The organism is Nocardia sp. NPDC004151, assembly GCF_042874235.1.
Lineage (GTDB): Bacteria > Actinomycetota > Actinomycetes > Mycobacteriales > Mycobacteriaceae > Nocardia.
The window spans coordinates 48,531-63,550 of the sequence record NZ_JBIAMR010000005.1 but is presented as its reverse complement, the minus strand read 5'-3'; the positions used below and the strand labels follow the sequence as shown (position 1 = coordinate 63,550).

Genomic DNA, 15,020 nt, shown 5'->3' with positions numbered 1-15,020 from the left:
GTTGTGAGGACCGGTCACGCATATTGCCGCGAAACGTGACCCCGGCTACAGTTACGGTCCAGTAGGAACGCCAGCGTTCCCAGACTGCTGTGGAGGCAACGCGCATGATCAAGGCAACGCAACCCCTCACGGCGGCACCGATTTCCGGACCCCTGCGCGACGCGCGCGGTCTCTCGGCCGCCCTCGTCGCGCATTTCGCCGAACACGTGGCCCGCTGCGGCACCCTGCCCGGGGACGCGCTGCGCGGTGAGGTCACCACCGTCACCCGCACCTGCCTGGAACTGGCCGCCGGCGTCCTCGAGGGCCGGGACGTGAGCGCCAAGATCGAACGGCTGCAACGCGCGGGCGCGGACTGGGCGCGCGAGGGCATTCCGATCGGCACCATCCACCGGGCGGTGCACGACGGCTTCGCCCTGGGCTTCGATCTCATCGTCGACGCCACCGGCCCCGAGGACTACGCCCGGCTCGCGGTGACCGCGCGCCGCCTGTTCGAGGTGCTGGCCATGGTGGATTCGACCTTCGCGGTGGCCTATGTGCGCGAGCACCGCGCGGTGGTGGCCGAACACCACACGGCGGTGCACACCGTGGCCTCCGCACTGCTGGCCGGGCATCCCGCCTCCACCATGGCCCGCGCGGGCGGGATCGAGATCGACGAGTCGTATCACGTACTGGCCCTGAGCATCCCGCCGCATCCGGGGGAATCCGACACCCGCGTGGACGGCGAGGTCGTGGCGCGGCGCAAGCTGCGGCGCATCCAGTCCGAGCTGGCGCGGCGCGGCGACGGCCGGGCGCTGTCGCTGCTCAGCGCCGACGGCGGCACCGTGCTGCTGCCCGCCACCGCCGCGACCGGCGACGAACTGGCCGACCTGATCTCCGGATTGTCCACGGCCGCACAGGTTCCGGTCACCGCCACGGTGATCCACGCGGAGACGCCAGGCATTCCCGAGGCCGCCGAGCAGGCGCACGAACTGCTCGACATGGTGCATCGCCTGGAATGCGTACCCGGCCTGCACCGTTTCGACGACCTGGCCATGGAATACCAGCTGACCCGTCCCGGCCCGGCCCGCGAATACCTCGGCACCCTGCTCGATCCGCTCGACGCGCATCCCGAACTGCTGGAAACCCTTCGCCGCCATATCGGCAACGACCTGAGTCGACGGCATACGGCGCGCTTGCTGGGCGTGCACACCAATACCGTCGACAATCGGCTCAAGCGGATCGGGCAGCTGACCGGATTCGATCCGGCGCAGCCGTCGGGGCTGTGGTATCTGCGGTCGGCGCTGGTGGCGCGCAGTTATCGGAAGTCCGATCGGGTGCGGATCGGGCGGCCCGACACCATGGTCGCAACCAGTGCCGCCAAGTGACCATGTTCGCGCACGGCGCGCCGGGAGGCGGCGACCGACCACACGGTGCGCACCTCGGCCGGTGGTAGCGGGCGATCGGCGAGGCGATCGGCCAGCCAGTCCACCATCACGGGAATGGAGATGAACTGCAACGGCAGATGCGTGCTGAGCCGGTCGCGCAGGTAGCGCACGTGGGCGCCGCGCTCGTGGTAGCGCCGCACGTGGGCGTCGACGTCGGCGACCGCGATCACCTCGTCGTTGACGCCCTGCACGACCAGCAGTGGCATGGCGGGAGCCTGGGCGCCGGGGCGGATGTCGTCGAGGACGGCCCGCATCTCGGGGCGGGTCAGCAGCGCGCCGAGCCCACCGCGGATGTGCCGGTTGGCGTTTCGCCCGGCATAGCGGGCCAGCAGCGGAAAGGTGGCGATGGATTCGGCGTCGTCGAGCAGCCGCAGGTACTCCTCCGACACCAGGCCGCGCACGCAGCCGTCGAGTGCCGGGTAGGCGCGGCGCAGGCCGGAGGTGAACACCATGGCGAAACCCGCGAACGGTGAGCCGTTCAGCCGGACGAACGCCTCGGCGGGATCGCCCACCGGTGACCCCGCGACTGCGCCGACGATATCGAGTTCGGGCGCGTAGCTCGCCGCCAGCTCCGCGGCCCACACGGTGGCCAGTCCGCCACCGGAGTAGCCCCACAACCCGATTCGGGTCCGCGGACCCAGGCCCAGTGGCTCGAAGCGCAGGGCCGCGCGCAAGCCGTCGAGTGCGCGGTGGCCCGGTTCGCGGGCCGCACCGAAGTGGCCGTTGAGGCCCTCGTGGTCGGGCACCGACACCGCCCACCCGCGGGCCAGGGCGGCGGCGATGAGCGGGAACTCCACCTGCGGGATGGCGCCGAGCGCGCGGGCGCGGTGCCGTAAAGCGTAGGAGGGAAAGCATTTCGGGGCTACCGCGTCGATGGCGCACTGGAACGACACCAGCGGCCGGTCCACGGCCGGGTCGGCGTCCCAGGGCAGCAGGACGGTGGTGACCGTCGCCTCGGGCGCGCCGTCGAGATCGGTGCTGCGGTACAGCAGTTGCCAGGCTCGCACGCGCTGCGGAATGCGTCCGAACAGGGCCAGCCGCACGGGCCGCGACCTCAGGATGGTGCCCGGCGCGACGGACGCCGGGTCGATCGGCGATCGATAGAACGGATCCTCCCCCGGCAGCAGCGGTCTTCCGCCGACCGCCTCCGGTTCTGTTGTGACACTGCTCGTTTCGATCGCATCGCCGATCGTCATCGTCGTCCTTTCCGTTCCGCAGCGGCTAGATGTGGCCGCTGCCGCCGATCATCCAGGGGTTGAAGGTGCAGACCAGGGCCGGGTGCGCGACCGGGTCGAGGGCGCGCAGGGCGATCGAGGCCGCCCGCGGCGAGTACATGACGGTCAGGTGGTCGGACACGTCCTCGGGGCAATCCTGTTGCAGCGTGATGTTTTCCACGCTCGCATCGGGGCCGGGGGTGAGGAAGGTCCACTCGTAGGGGTTGGAGATCTCGTCGTGGCGGGTGCCGACTGCGGTGTATTCGACGCCCGGCACGGTGTCGCCGTCGGCAGTGAGCCTGGCGTAGAACGGCGAGCCGACGACCTGCTCGGTATTGGCCTGGCCGATCAACGGCTGATAGAAGCCGAGAATGTTCACCCCCAGGTTGGTGATCACCCGCCCCAGCGTGGCGATGCCGAGCAGCGAGGTGCCGTGGCTGGTCGCACCGAAGCTGACGACCTTGCGCACCTTGCCCTGTCCGCCTTCGAATTTCAGGTACTGGCTGGTGACCGGCCCGCCCTGGGAATGCGCGATCACGTCGACCGCGGGCGCGCCGGTGGCGGCCAGGACGCGATCCACGAACCCCGCGAGCTGCTTCGCCGAATCCCCCATCGGCCCGACACCGAAGCGTCCCGGCAGGATCGGCCCGATGCCGCCGCCCGCGAGGGGTGTCTCCCGGCCGAAATTGAAGGCGAAGACACAGAATCCGGCCCGCGCGACCTGCGGCGACAGGAACGCGAAGCTGTCGTAGGTATTGAGCCAGGTGCCGTGCACCAGCACCACCGGCCGCGGATGTTCGGCGCTCGGCTTGCAGTTCCAGTCGTTGGCGCCCGGCGGCGCGGCGTCCGGGTGGGTCAGCCCGTAGGCGAAAGCGGCCAGATAGGCCGACATCTCCGGACCCACGCCCATGGTGTCGGTGGCGGTGCTGACCACCGCCGAGCCCGAGGAGCTGCCCGCATCGGGCGCGGCCTCGGGTTCGGAGCTGGCCACGCCGGTGGCGAAGGCCACGGCGAGCGCGGTGACGGTGGCGAACACGGCGCTGCCGCGGGTACGGATGGTCGGTCTCATGAACTCTCCCCTACGGTCCTGCGAACCCGACCGAACGCGTCGAATTCCCTTGCGACCGTAGGAGCGGGCCACCGCCCGTGTCACCGGCATTGTGCCAGGTGACAGCGTGTGCGGTCCGGGCCGCCCGGGGATTGTGGCGGGGAACAGCGGTCAGGGCGCGGGGGTGCTCGCGATGGCGACGGCGGTGCGGGTGAACAGCGGGACCAGTTCCGGCAGCGCCTGGGCGCCCTTGGTGTGCAGGCAGGCGCGCACCCGGTCGTCGATCCCGCCGAGCAGCATGTCCACCATCTCCCGATCCGGTTCGGCCACCAGATCGCCGTCGCGCACCCCGACCCGCGCCACCGCCATGATGTAGTCGGCGAACCGGTCGTGCACGCGCAGCCGGTGAGCCACCAGACCCGGTCCGGCGGCGAGGGTTTCGACATACAGCGCGCGGGCCGCGCCGGGCTGGATGGCGAGGAAGCCGAGGTAGATCTCGAAGGAGATCCGCACCCGGTCCGCGAAGGTCACGCCTTCGAGCCCGGTGACGGTGTCCTTCAGTTGTTCCAGCGCGGCCCCGACGGCGAGATCGTAGGCGGCGGCGAAACATTCGTCCTTGCCGCCGAAGACGGAGTAGAAGGTGCGGCGCGCCACCTGGGCGCGGGTCACGATATCGGCGACGGTGGTGGCCGCGAAGCCGAGCTCGCCCACCGCTTCCAGGACGGCGGTGCACAAGCGCCGGTATTGCGAGGCCTCCACCTGCTCGCGGGTCAGCCCGTGCCGGCCACGCGGCAAGGGTCCCGGTTCACCGATGGTTTCCACACTCACGTCCCCAGAATAGGTTTCCACGTCACCGAGCGACTAACGGTCCGGCCGATACCACAGCGGTTCGTCCATGATTCCCTGGCGGAGAACGGCGGCAAACATGGGGTCCAGCGTATAGGTACCGACTGGTCTTGATCGTTTGTCGAGACGGACGGGCTCACCCGGCCCGGCCGGCGCGCCACTCCCGGTAGGCGGGCCGGGAGCACACCGCGCACGGTCGGTAACCGGCCGCGATGGCCGTCGGCTCGTCGGCGAAGAACACGCGATGGGATACGTAGCCGCCGCGGGCCAGGGCGCGCAGGGCGGCCGGGCAGTCGAGACGGCCGTAGATCTTCAGGCGGCGGTGGCCACCGAGGACACCGGGCGTGCGGCTGCGGTACGGGCGGCCGTCGACCCCGAGCAGGACGTACTCCCTGTCACGCACGGTCTCGCACATGGTCAGGCATCGTGAAAGACGAGGCCGAGGGTGCGTCGCCGCCCCGATCGGACCAGGCTCACGCCGTGTCGCATGGGCGCGGCCGACCAGCCTCGGGAGCTGCGGACCGGACGGTCGCGGGTGGTGAAGACGAGACCGTGCCCCTGCGGCAAGGCCATCGCCGCGCCGCGCGATTGGGCGCGGGGCCGCTGCTCGACCATGAGGAACTCGCCGCCGGTGTAGTCCACCCCGGGGACATCCAGCCCGATCACGACCTGGAGCGGAAACACCATGTCCCCGAACAGGTCCCGATGCAGGGCGTTCCAGTCGCCGGGTCCGTAGCGCAACAGGATCTGCGACCCCTTCGTCTGACCGGCCCGGTGGCACTGGGCGATCCAGTCCTCGAGCCGGTCCGGCCAAGTGCCGGGCCGTCCCAGCCGGGCGGCCCAGTCCCGGGCGATGGGCAGCAGCATCGGATAGAGGGCGGCCCGCAATGCCGCCACGGGCTCGGGCAGGTCGTGGGTGAAATAGCGGTACTCGCCGGAGCCGAACCGATGCCGGGCCATGTCGACCGTCGACCGGAAGTGGTCGTCCACGTCGTACAGTGCCGCGAGCGCGCGGCATTCGCCGGCGGTGAGCAGTGACCCGGTGAGCGCGTGCCCGTACGCGTCGAGCTCACCGGCCAGGGCCGCCCAGTCCTGATCGGCGACCCCGGCCGCGGCACCGCGGATGACGGCGGTCATCACGCGGCCCGCTCGAGCTCCAGCAGCAGCTGCTTGCGTTCGATGCCCCCGGCATAGCCGGTCAGCGATCCGTCGGCGCCGATCACGCGGTGGCAGGGACGCACGATGAGCAGCGGGTTCGCGCCGATGGCCGAGCCCACCGCGCGCACCGCCGCCCGGGACGCGCCGATCCGGTTCGCGATCTCCCCGTAGGTGACGGTGACGCCGTACGGGATCTGGTCGAGGGCCTGCCACACCCGGCGCTGGAAATCGGTGCCGCGGCCGCCCATCCGGAGGTCGAAACTGTCCCGCTCCCCGGCGAAGTACGCGGTCAGCTGGTCGACGACGTCGGCGAAGGCGTCCGCGTCGGCCTCCCAGTCACCCTCCACCAGAAGGCTTTTACTGCCCGCCATCGACACCGCCGTCAGCTCCACCCCGGTCCCGCGCCGTTCGCCCGCGAGCAGCAGCTCGCCGACCGGGCTGGCCATTGTCGTGTACACGCTCATCGCTTCCTCCTGCGTCGTCTCGTTCGTGTCCGCTTCCCACTCTGGCCCAGCCGATCAGGGATGACCGGCGGGAATCGGCCATCGCGTTTCCGGCCTCGGCACGGGCGACTCGTACCATGGGCCCATGGCTGCCGATTCGGTCGTTGTCGCCGGGACCTTGGTGGATGTCACCGTCCCGACACTGCCGGGCCGCTGCCCCGGGGTCAGCATGGCCGGGTTCCGGGCGCGCGCGTCGGGCCCGGACCATCTGCCGGTGGTGCCGTTCCCGGCGGTGACGATGTTCATCGACCTCGGGGACATGGTGATGGCCGAGGACGCCGGCGGGAGCCGGGCCACGGGCAGCGGCGTGGTGGGTCTGTGCCCGATCGGGGTGTACGGGCAGGCGCAGAACGTGGATCTGCTGCAGGTGCGGCTCTCGCCGCTGGTGGCGTACGCGACGCTGGGCGGCTCGCCGGAGGTGTCCGGTGGCGTGATCGGGCTCGACGAACTGTGGGGTCCCGAGGTCGAGCTGCTGCGGGAGCGCATGCACGAGAGCCGTTCCTGGGACCAACGATTCGCGATCCTGGACGACGCCTTGACCGCGCGGCAACGCAGCGGACCTGCCGTCGACCCGGAGGTGAGCTACGCCTGGCGGCGAATCATCCTGAGCGGCGGGCAGATTCGCGTCGAGGCGCTGGCCGACGAGATCGGGTGGAGTCGCAAGCGATTGTGGTCGCGATTCCGAGCCCAGATCGGCCTGACGCCCAAGCGGGCCGCACAGCTGGTCCGATTCGACGACGCCACCCATCGGCTCGCCGCGGGCAGCAGCGCCGCGCGGGTGTCGGCGGAGAGCGGATACGCCGATCAATCGCATTTCAGCCGGGAGACGATGACTTTCGCGGGCCTGACGCCGACGGCTCTCGCGGACGCGCCGTGGCTGGCGGTCGACCCGGTCGCGTGGGCGGGCGGTCGCGCGCTGAGTCGCTCCGGGAACATTTCTTCAATACACGCCGACGAAACCCGCCGATGCTGGGATCCATGTCCAGACACGACGGCGAGAACCAGACCCGGCCCGGCAAGTACGACCAGCCACCGCGCGGAATCCGCATCCTGCACTCGTTACGCAAGGACCCGGACTGGGAGGCCCTGACGCCTGAGGAGTTGACCGCCCACGTGGCGGGGGCGAATCGGCTGGCGGGTTCGAAGTTCATGCGAGTGGTCACCGGGCTTCCGGCGCGCGGCACCGGCATCGAATGGCAGCAGGTGACGTTCCCCGATCGCACGGTCCCGATCCGGGTGTACCGTCCGGTCGGCGAGCACGCGGGCGCCCTGCCGCTCGTCCTCCATGTGCACGGCGGCGGCTTCGCCGGGACCGCGGCCCAATGCGATTGGGGCAACAGCCATCTCGCGGCCGAGCTGCCCGCGGTGATCGTCTCCGTCGAGCATCGCCTGATCGCGCCGGACACCCCGCTGACCGCCGCCGTCGACGACGACTGGGATGTGTTGCGGCACATCCTGGATCAGCCCGGCGAATGGGGTATCGACCCGGCGCGCGTCATTCTCGCGGGCGAGAGCGGCGGCGCCTTGATCAGCGCTCTGACCGCGATCCGAGCCGCGGCGACCGGCCTGCCCCTGCTGGCGCAGGTGCTGATCAACCCGGCCTTCGACCTGACCGACACCATGTTCGACTACCCGACGATGACCCGCTACGCCGAGACCCCGACCTTGAATCTGCCGCGGCTGAAACTGTTCCGGCGCTTGGCCGTCCCGCCGGGCGAGGACCCGCGCCCGCTCTCGCCGCTGTACGCCGACCTCACCGGCCAGCCGCCCGCGCTGGTCGTGATCCCGACCCTCGACCCGCTGGCCGACCAGGGCCGCCGCTACGCCGAGCGTCTCGGCGATTTCGGCATCCCCGTCCAACTGTCCGAATACCCGGGCGCGCCGCACGCCTTCATCGCCATGCCCGGGCTGGTGCCGCAGGCCAAGGCCGCCCGCACCGATATCACCGCTTTCCTCCGCACCCGCCTGTCCGACTCGATCGCCACCCGCAGCACACTCGACAGGTAAACTTGCAAGTCTTCCTACCTTGTGCCACCCTGGGAGGGTGAACGCAGAAGCCGGTCCATCGGCCGACGTCACGGCCGCCGCGAGTGAACTCCGCGTCGTGGCCAGTCGGCTGCTGCGCCATCTCCGCTCGGCGAGAGCCGGTTTCGAGATGACACCCTCCCAGGCCGTGGCCCTGAGCCGTCTCGGCCAGGAAGGCCCCCTCTCGGTCGCCGACCTGGCCCGCTCCGAGCGCGTGCGCCCGCAGTCCATGCGCACCACCCTGGCCGCCCTCGAAGACCGCGGCCTGGTCACCCGCGCCCCGCATCCCACCGATCAACGGCAGATCCTGCTGTCCCTGTCGGCCGAGGGCGAACGCCTCCTGCGCCTGGCCCACCACGCCAAGGAGGACTGGCTGGCGACCGCCATCACCACCAAACTCTCCCCCGCCGAACAGGATTCGCTGATCGCCGCGATCCCGCTGCTGGCCCGCCTGGTCGAGGACTGAACCGATCCCCCACTCCCACCGAAGGATCCCGCTGTGACGGACACTCTCCTCGACCCGACATCCGCCCTGGTCCTCATCGACCTGCAGCGCGGCGTCGTGGCCGCCCCCACCCAGCCGCACCCCACCGACGATGTGGTCGCCAACTCGGCGGCCCTCGCCAAGGCCTTCCGCGCGGCCGGCCTCCCCGTGGTCCTGGTCCGAGTCTCCTTCTCCCCCGACGGTTCCGACATGCCGCCCGGCCGCACCATGCAACCCACCGGCGCCTTCACCCCGCCCCCGGGCTGGGACGAGATCCTCCCCGACCTGGACCCTTGCCCCTCCGACATCCGAATCACCAAGCACCAGTGGGGCGCCTTCCACGGCACCGACCTCGACCTCCAACTCCGCCGCCGCGGCATCACCACCGTCGTCCTGGGCGGCATCGCCACCAGCATCGGCATCGAATCCACCGCCCGCGCCGCCCACGAGCACGCCTACAACGTCGTGATCGCCACCGACGCCACCTCCGACCGCGACCCCGTCTCCCACGCTCACTCGGTGGAGAAGATCTTCCCCCGCCTGGGAGTCACCGCCACCACCGAGGAAATCCTGAACACCCTGCCGATTCGGTAGAGCCGATCCACCCGGAGTGGCAGTCACCTCCACTATCCCCGGCCCGGCAAGGAGGGCGTCGGCCGGTTCGGCTGGGTCACCGATCCCGAAGGCCACCGCATCGAGTTGTGGCAGTCGGCCTGACCCTCCGCTCGATCAAACCGAGACCGGCTCGGGCAGGCGCTCCTCCTCGCGTCGCACCGGCTGATTCTCCTGCGGCCCTTCGATATTCAATTCCGGCAGGATTCGGTCGAGTCGGCGCGGCAGCCACCACGCGGCCCGGCCCAGCAGGGCCAGCACGGCGGGGACCAGGGTCAGGCGCACCGCGAACGCGTCCACCAGCACACCCACGGCCAGCGCGAAGGCGATGGGCTTGATCATGGCGTCGTCGGTGGGCACGAAGGAGGCGAAGACCACGACCATGATGGTGGCCGCCGCGGTGACCACCCGAGCATTGTGCCGGGTGCCATCCACGATCGACCCGGTCGCGTCGCCCTCGCGCAGCCACTGTTCGCGAATTCCGGAGACGAGGAACACCTCGTAGTCCATGGCCAGCCCGAACAGCACACCCACCAGGATGATCGGCAGGAACGCGACCACCGGTCCGGTCTTGGCGACACCGAGAAGATCCGCCGCCCAACCCCATTGGAACACCGCCACCGTCACCCCGAGCGCGGCCGCGACCGACAGCAGGAAGGTCAGCGCCGCCTTCACCGGCACCGCGATCGACCGGAACACCACGACCAGCAGCAGCAGACTCAATCCGACCACGACGCCGAGGAACGGGAGCAGCGACGCCGAAAGCCGCTGCGAGACATCGATGGTGACCGCCGTGTCACCGGTGACGGCCACCCGGGCGTCGGGGACCGCGGCGGGCGCCTGGTCGCGGATCGCGTGCACGAGGTCGGCGGTCTGCCGGGATTCCGGCGCGCTGCCCGGAACGACCAGAACCAGCGACTGTCCGGTCCGCCGCGTCGGCTGCGGCGGCGCCACGAAGGCGACGTCCGGCAGCCCGCGCACGGTCTCGGCCACCCGCGCGGCCGCTCCGGCATCACCGCTGGCGTCGACGACCACCACGAGCGGGCCGTTGAATCCGGGACCGAACTTCTCGGCAATGGTGTCGTAGGCCTGTCGCTGCCCGGTCGCGGCGGCCGCGGATCCATTGTCGGGCAGCGCCATTCGCAGGGAGACCGCGGGAATCGCCAGCACGATAAGCGCCACCGACACCGCCGCCACCGTCAGGATCGGCCGCGCGGTGACCAGGCGAGCCCAGCGCGCACCCAGACTGTTCGCACCGGTGGTGGCGGCCCGGCGCTCGGCCCGCGACCCGGCCGACGGCGTCAGCCGAGGACCGGCGAATCCGGCCAGCGCGGGGAGCAGCGTGATCGCCACCGCGACGGCGACCAGCACCGCGCCCGAGGCGGCCAGACCCATGACGGTCAGGAACGGAATCCCGATGACGCTCAGCGCCGCCAGCGCGATGATCACCGTGGTTCCGGCGAAAACGACCGCGCTACCCGCGGTCTGGCCGGCCCGCACGACCGATTCCCGGGGCGAGAGCCCCGCGGCCAGCTGCGATCGATGCCGCGACAGAATGAACAACGCGTAGTCGATCCCGACCGCCAGCCCGAGCATGAGCGCCAGCGTCAGGGCGGTCGAGGACACCGGCACGACCGCGGCCACCCCCAGCATCCCGCCCACCGTGACGGCGATGCCGAAGATTGCCGAGAGCAGAGGCATCCCGGCCGCCAGCAGCGATCCGAAGGTGATGAGCAGCACCAGCACGGCCACACCCAGACCGAGGACTTCGGTGAGACCAGGTTGCATCTGGCCGACGCCGTACACGGTGCCGCCGACCGATACGTCCAGTCCGGCGTCCCGCGCCGAGTCCGCCGACCGCTCCACGGTGGTGCGGGCGGCGTCGCTCACCTGGGAGCGGTCACCGGTGAAGGACACTATCCCGATCGCGGTCCGCTGATCGGGTGAGGTCGTTCCCGCCTGCTGCGGCGTCGTCACCCCGACCGCGCCCGGCGCGGTTCCGGCGGTCTCCAGGGTGTGCGCGATGGCGGCGCGGTAGGGCGCTTCCGAGATGAGGTGACCCGGCGGCGCGGTGAAGACCAGTTGGGCCGTGGCCCCCGCCGCGCCCGGCGCGGTCTCGGCCAAGGCGTCCAGCGCATGCTGCGATTCGGCCCCCGGCACGGTGAACCGGTCGTCGAGGTGGCCGCCCCCGACGGCGGCGCCGCCGATGACGGCGATCAGCAGCGCGATCCAGATCGAGACGACCAGGCCACGGCGTCGGAAGGCGAAGTCGCCGATCCTCCCCAGCACTGCGCTCATGGTTGATTCCCCTCGTACAGACATAAATGTTGACGGGTGTGAACTTTATGGGTGTTAACTTGCCACCGAATCTGTACAGGTGTCAACATCAATGTCGTGGCCATCACTGAAGACGCGCCGCAACGACCCGCTCGCGAGGCCCCCTACCACCATGGGGACCTGCGCAACGCCCTCGTTCGCGCCAGCGCGGAACTCGCCGAGATCGGCGGACCCACCGCCGTCACCGTCCGCGCCGCCGCCCGCGCGGTCGGCGTCACGGCCACGGCCGCCTACCGCCACTTCAAGGGGCAGGAGGAGTTGCTGGCCGCGGTCCACGACCGAGCGGCCGAGGCCCTGTTCGAGGCCCTCGACACAGCGATGAAAAGCGTTCCGCAGCAACCGGACCCGACCGCCACCGCCATCGCCCGGCTGGCGACCGCCGGCCGCGCCTACATCGAGTACGCCGACCGCGAACGCGGCCTGTTCCGAACCGCCTTCTGCACCACCGACCTCGACATCGACAAGGACGTCACCGAGGACCCGATCTTCCAGCTGATCGGCGTCGGACTGGACGCCCTGGTCACCGTGGGCTTCATGGATCCCCGCCAACGCCCCGGCGCCGAATTCACCGCCTGGGCGGCGGTCCATGGCCTGGCCACGCTCCTCATCGACGCCCCTCTGGTCGACGCGACCGACGCCGACCGGGAAGCGGCCATCCATCACGCGATCGCGACCGTCCTGCGCGGCCTGGCCACCGGCCCCCACGCCGAGCCCTACCGCTCGAAGGACCCGCACATCGCCCTTCCGGCCTGAACCGGCGCGGTTCGCCGGGCGGCGGCATCGGCATCGGCATCGGCGGCACGAAAGTCAGCCATGCCTGGAAACTCATCCGCTTCCCGATATTCGAAGTCGGGGATTGCGCGAATGGGGATACGGTGGCATCGTCCGAAACTGATGACGTTGTGACATAAGGTGTCTGAGTCACATCGGGTGAATCGCCTGTTGCGCCGGAACGTTTCCCGGCGATTACCCGCGGTGAAATCTTGATTTCACGGTCCGGTCACGAATGCGCAGACATTCGAAATCGGCTCCCGAACAATCGAATTCCAACCGGTTGGAACTCGATCGACAGGGTGCGATCACTCCCGTACGATCTGGCCATACGGGGAGAACCGGCCGGTCGAACGGGGGAATCGGAGTTGAGGAGTCGCTTACCGGCGACCATTCGCAATGCCGCGGAATGGACGCGACGCCTGGCGCGCACCGCACCGGGTGTCATCGGCACGGTGGGCGCGGCCCTCGCCCTGCTCGCCTTGATCGGCGGCCTGGTGACGGCGAATCAGCAGAGCGCCAAGCTCTCTCGCCACGACACCGTGCTGGCGCACACCGAGCCGCTGGCGAATGCCGCGCAACGCCTCTACGTGGCGCTGTCGACCGCCGACGCCGCAGCCTCCACCGCGTACCTGTCCGGCGGCATCGAGTCGCCCGAGGTCCGGATGCGCTACGAGAACGCGCTCACCGACGCGGCGGCCGCCCTGGCCGAGGCCACCACCGGCGCCTCGGACAACGAGACCCGCACGATCCTCGCCAAGATCTCGTCCGAATTGCCCAGTTACACCGGCTATGTCGAGGCGGCCCGCGCCAATAACCGCCAGGGTCTGCCGGTCGGTTCCGCCTACCTGCGCCAGGCCTCGGCCCTCATGCAGGGCTCGCTGCTGACGAACGCGGCCGAACTGGAGGGCATCCGCCTCGACCAGCTGCACCGCGACCAGCGCGCCATCACCGGCCTGCCGCTGTGGAGCGTCGGCCTGCTGGTGCTGTTGCTGGCGGCCTGCGGCTACGGCTCCTGGCTGCTGGTGAACCGCACCAACCGCTGGATCAATCCGGGCGTGGTCACCGCCGCGGGCCTCACCGTGATCGCCCTGCTCTGGATTCTGACCACCACCATCGCGGCCTCCGCGTCGATCGATACCGGCGCGACCGCCCGCTTCGAGAAGATCGCGCAGGCCCGGATTCTGGCCCAGCAGGCCCGCACCGAGGAAACCCTGCAACTGATCACCCGCAGCGACAGCAAGACCAGCGAGGACCGCTTCGCCGCGGGCAGCGCCAAGCTGCGCGCGGATCTGGGCGACCTGGTGAGCGCGGACTCGCCCGCGTCCAAGGCCTTCTCCGGCTGGCAGGACGGCCATCAGAAGGAAGTGGCCGCCTATCTGAGCAACAACTATCGAGGCGCGGTGGACCAGACCGTGAAGGCCGACGGCACCGGATCGGCGGCCCAGTTCGCCGCTCTCGACGCCGCCTTGAAGACCGAACTCGAGCGCACCCGCCAGGAAGTGCGCGACGATGTGAACACGGCCGGAAACGCTCTCACCCTGAGCCCCCTGGGCACACTGGCACTACTGCTGGCGGCGGCGGGCTCGATCGTCGTCGGGGTGTGGCCACGGTTGAAGGAGTTCTTGTGAAGCGGATGCGGATCATGGTGCTGGCGGCGGTGGCGCTGCTGGCCGCCGCGTGCGGTTCGACGCCGGAGGCCCCGCCCTTCCAACTGCCTCCCGACAATCGACTGCCCGCGGGCGCGAAGGTGCTGACCGCGGGCCCCAACCAGCGGATCGACCAGTCTTGCAACCCGACCGCGAGCCTGCGACCGCAGGGCCCGCAGCCGCAGCCGGGTTCCATGCCGGCCGGATCGACCATGGCGGCCATCGTCGCCAACGGCAAGATCCGGGTCGGGGTGAACCAGAACGAATTCCTGTTCGGCTACCGCAATCCGGCGACCGGCGAGATCGAGGGCTTCGACATCGATCTGGCGCACGAGGTGGCCAGGGACCTGTTCGGCGATCCGGACCGGGTGGAGCTCAAGCCCATCGAGACCGCGAACCGGGTGCAGGCGCTGACCAAGGGCCAGGTCGACATGGTGGTACAGAGCTTCACCGCGACCTGCGCGCGCCGCAAGGACATCCAGTTCTCCACGGTCTACTTCGAGACCGACCAGCGGGTACTGGTGACCAAGGGCTCCGGCATCCGCTCGGCCGCCGACCTGGGCGGCAAGAAGGTGTGCGGCATCCCCAACTCGACCACCCTCGACGCCGTCTTCGCGCTCCCGCAGCGCCCCATCGTGATCGGCATCGACAACTGGCTGGACTGCCTGACCGCGCTGCAACAGGGCGAGGTCGACGCCGCGAGCACCGACCTGCCGCTGCTGTACGGCCTGAAGATCCAGGACCCGAATCTCGAGGTGGTCGGCGACGCCATGGCCTCGGACAACTACGCCATCGGAATCCAGCAGCAGGCCACCGATTTCGTGCGCTTCGTCAACGGCGTGCTGGAGCGGGTGCGCAACGACGGCACCTGGCAGCGGCTCTACAACAAGCGGCTGAGCGTGCTCGGGCCCTCCAACGGTCCCCCGGCGCCCAAGTACAGCGATTGAGT

Annotated in this window: 15 protein-coding genes; 8 read left to right on the top strand and 7 right to left on the bottom strand. The window is 70.2% G+C overall.

Annotated elements, in window-relative coordinates:
* Positions 1-104: 104 nt before the first annotated feature.
* Positions 105-1,364, top strand: coding sequence for a PucR family transcriptional regulator (locus tag ACFYTS_RS13650; RefSeq protein ID WP_387303970.1), 1,260 nt, complete (start codon positions 105-107; stop codon positions 1,362-1,364).
* Here the strand turns inward: ACFYTS_RS13650 and ACFYTS_RS13645 are convergent.
* From ACFYTS_RS13645 to ACFYTS_RS13620, 6 genes are all read right to left on the bottom strand, one after another.
* On the bottom strand, positions 1,295-2,620 hold the full coding sequence (locus ACFYTS_RS13645) for a lipase family protein (RefSeq protein WP_387303967.1): 1,326 nt from the start codon (positions 2,618-2,620) through the stop codon (positions 1,295-1,297). The genes ACFYTS_RS13650 and ACFYTS_RS13645 overlap by 70 nt on opposite strands.
* Before the next feature lie 25 nt (positions 2,621-2,645).
* The gene (locus tag ACFYTS_RS13640; protein WP_357277981.1) at positions 2,646-3,707 is read right to left on the bottom strand and encodes an alpha/beta fold hydrolase; all 1,062 of its coding nucleotides are present in this window, start codon (positions 3,705-3,707) and stop codon (positions 2,646-2,648) included.
* Between the two features lie 150 nt (positions 3,708-3,857).
* Positions 3,858-4,514 (bottom strand): TetR/AcrR family transcriptional regulator, encoded by a 657-nt coding sequence (locus ACFYTS_RS13635; RefSeq protein ID WP_387303966.1) that lies wholly within the window; start codon positions 4,512-4,514, stop codon positions 3,858-3,860.
* A gap of 154 nt (positions 4,515-4,668) precedes the next feature.
* Positions 4,669-4,947, bottom strand: coding sequence for an Ada metal-binding domain-containing protein (locus ACFYTS_RS13630; protein ID WP_387303964.1), 279 nt, complete (start codon positions 4,945-4,947; stop codon positions 4,669-4,671).
* Between the two features lie 2 nt (positions 4,948-4,949).
* Entirely contained in the window at positions 4,950-5,669 is a 720-nt protein-coding gene (locus ACFYTS_RS13625) for a 2OG-Fe(II) oxygenase (protein ID WP_387303962.1), read from the bottom strand.
* On the bottom strand, positions 5,669-6,154 hold the full coding sequence (locus ACFYTS_RS13620) for a methylated-DNA--[protein]-cysteine S-methyltransferase (protein WP_357277990.1): 486 nt from the start codon (positions 6,152-6,154) through the stop codon (positions 5,669-5,671). Before ACFYTS_RS13620 ends, ACFYTS_RS13625 begins: the two co-directional genes overlap by 1 nt.
* Before the next feature lie 124 nt (positions 6,155-6,278).
* On the opposite strand from ACFYTS_RS13620, the gene ACFYTS_RS13615 reads away from it, so the two are divergent.
* From ACFYTS_RS13615 to ACFYTS_RS13600, 4 genes are read left to right on the top strand one after another with little or no spacing between them, the layout of a single operon-like run.
* Entirely contained in the window at positions 6,279-7,283 is a 1,005-nt protein-coding gene (locus ACFYTS_RS13615; protein WP_387303959.1) for a helix-turn-helix domain-containing protein, read from the top strand.
* A complete protein-coding gene (locus tag ACFYTS_RS13610; RefSeq protein WP_387303957.1) occupies positions 7,172-8,200 on the top strand; it encodes an alpha/beta hydrolase in 1,029 nt (342 codons plus the stop codon). Before ACFYTS_RS13615 ends, ACFYTS_RS13610 begins: the two co-directional genes overlap by 112 nt.
* Positions 8,201-8,237: 37 nt before the next feature.
* A complete protein-coding gene (locus ACFYTS_RS13605; RefSeq protein WP_387303954.1) occupies positions 8,238-8,684 on the top strand; it encodes a MarR family winged helix-turn-helix transcriptional regulator in 447 nt (148 codons plus the stop codon).
* A 33-nt stretch (positions 8,685-8,717) separates the two neighbouring features.
* Positions 8,718-9,296, top strand: a complete 579-nt coding sequence (locus ACFYTS_RS13600) for a hydrolase (protein WP_387303951.1) — start codon at positions 8,718-8,720, stop codon at positions 9,294-9,296.
* 135 nt (positions 9,297-9,431) lie between these two features.
* Here ACFYTS_RS13600 and ACFYTS_RS13595 read toward each other — a convergent pair whose 3' ends face one another.
* A complete protein-coding gene (locus ACFYTS_RS13595) occupies positions 9,432-11,612 on the bottom strand; it encodes an MMPL family transporter (protein WP_387303948.1) in 2,181 nt (726 codons plus the stop codon).
* Between the two features lie 96 nt (positions 11,613-11,708).
* Here ACFYTS_RS13595 and ACFYTS_RS13590 point away from each other — a divergent pair, with 96 nt between their 5' ends.
* From ACFYTS_RS13590 to ACFYTS_RS13580, 3 genes are all read left to right on the top strand, one after another.
* Entirely contained in the window at positions 11,709-12,404 is a 696-nt protein-coding gene (locus ACFYTS_RS13590; RefSeq protein WP_387303945.1) for a TetR/AcrR family transcriptional regulator, read from the top strand.
* A 386-nt stretch (positions 12,405-12,790) separates the two neighbouring features.
* Positions 12,791-14,053, top strand: a complete 1,263-nt coding sequence (locus ACFYTS_RS13585) for a hypothetical protein (protein ID WP_387303943.1) — start codon at positions 12,791-12,793, stop codon at positions 14,051-14,053.
* Positions 14,054-14,058: 5 nt separating this feature from the next.
* Positions 14,059-15,018 (top strand): glutamate ABC transporter substrate-binding protein, encoded by a 960-nt coding sequence (locus tag ACFYTS_RS13580; protein WP_357278174.1) that lies wholly within the window; start codon positions 14,059-14,061, stop codon positions 15,016-15,018.
* The last annotated feature ends 2 nt before the right edge of the window (positions 15,019-15,020 follow it).

Excerpts from the sequence above, each read along its gene's own strand:
- ACFYTS_RS13650 (WP_387303970.1), top strand. The coding sequence starts at position 105 with ATGATCAAGGCAACGCAACCCCTCACGGCGGCACCGATTTCCGGACCC.
- ACFYTS_RS13645 (WP_387303967.1), bottom strand. The coding sequence starts at position 2,620 with ATGACGATCGGCGATGCGATCGAAACGAGCAGTGTCACAACAGAACCG.
- ACFYTS_RS13640 (WP_357277981.1), bottom strand. The coding sequence starts at position 3,707 with ATGAGACCGACCATCCGTACCCGCGGCAGCGCCGTGTTCGCCACCGTC.
- ACFYTS_RS13630 (WP_387303964.1), bottom strand. The coding sequence starts at position 4,947 with ATGTGCGAGACCGTGCGTGACAGGGAGTACGTCCTGCTCGGGGTCGAC.
- ACFYTS_RS13625 (WP_387303962.1), bottom strand. The coding sequence starts at position 5,669 with ATGACCGCCGTCATCCGCGGTGCCGCGGCCGGGGTCGCCGATCAGGAC.
- ACFYTS_RS13620 (WP_357277990.1), bottom strand. The coding sequence starts at position 6,154 with ATGAGCGTGTACACGACAATGGCCAGCCCGGTCGGCGAGCTGCTGCTC.
- ACFYTS_RS13615 (WP_387303959.1), top strand. The coding sequence starts at position 6,279 with ATGGCTGCCGATTCGGTCGTTGTCGCCGGGACCTTGGTGGATGTCACC.
- ACFYTS_RS13610 (WP_387303957.1), top strand. The coding sequence starts at position 7,172 with ATGTCCAGACACGACGGCGAGAACCAGACCCGGCCCGGCAAGTACGAC.
- ACFYTS_RS13595 (WP_387303948.1), bottom strand. The coding sequence starts at position 11,612 with ATGAGCGCAGTGCTGGGGAGGATCGGCGACTTCGCCTTCCGACGCCGT.
- ACFYTS_RS13580 (WP_357278174.1), top strand. The coding sequence starts at position 14,059 with ATGCGGATCATGGTGCTGGCGGCGGTGGCGCTGCTGGCCGCCGCGTGC.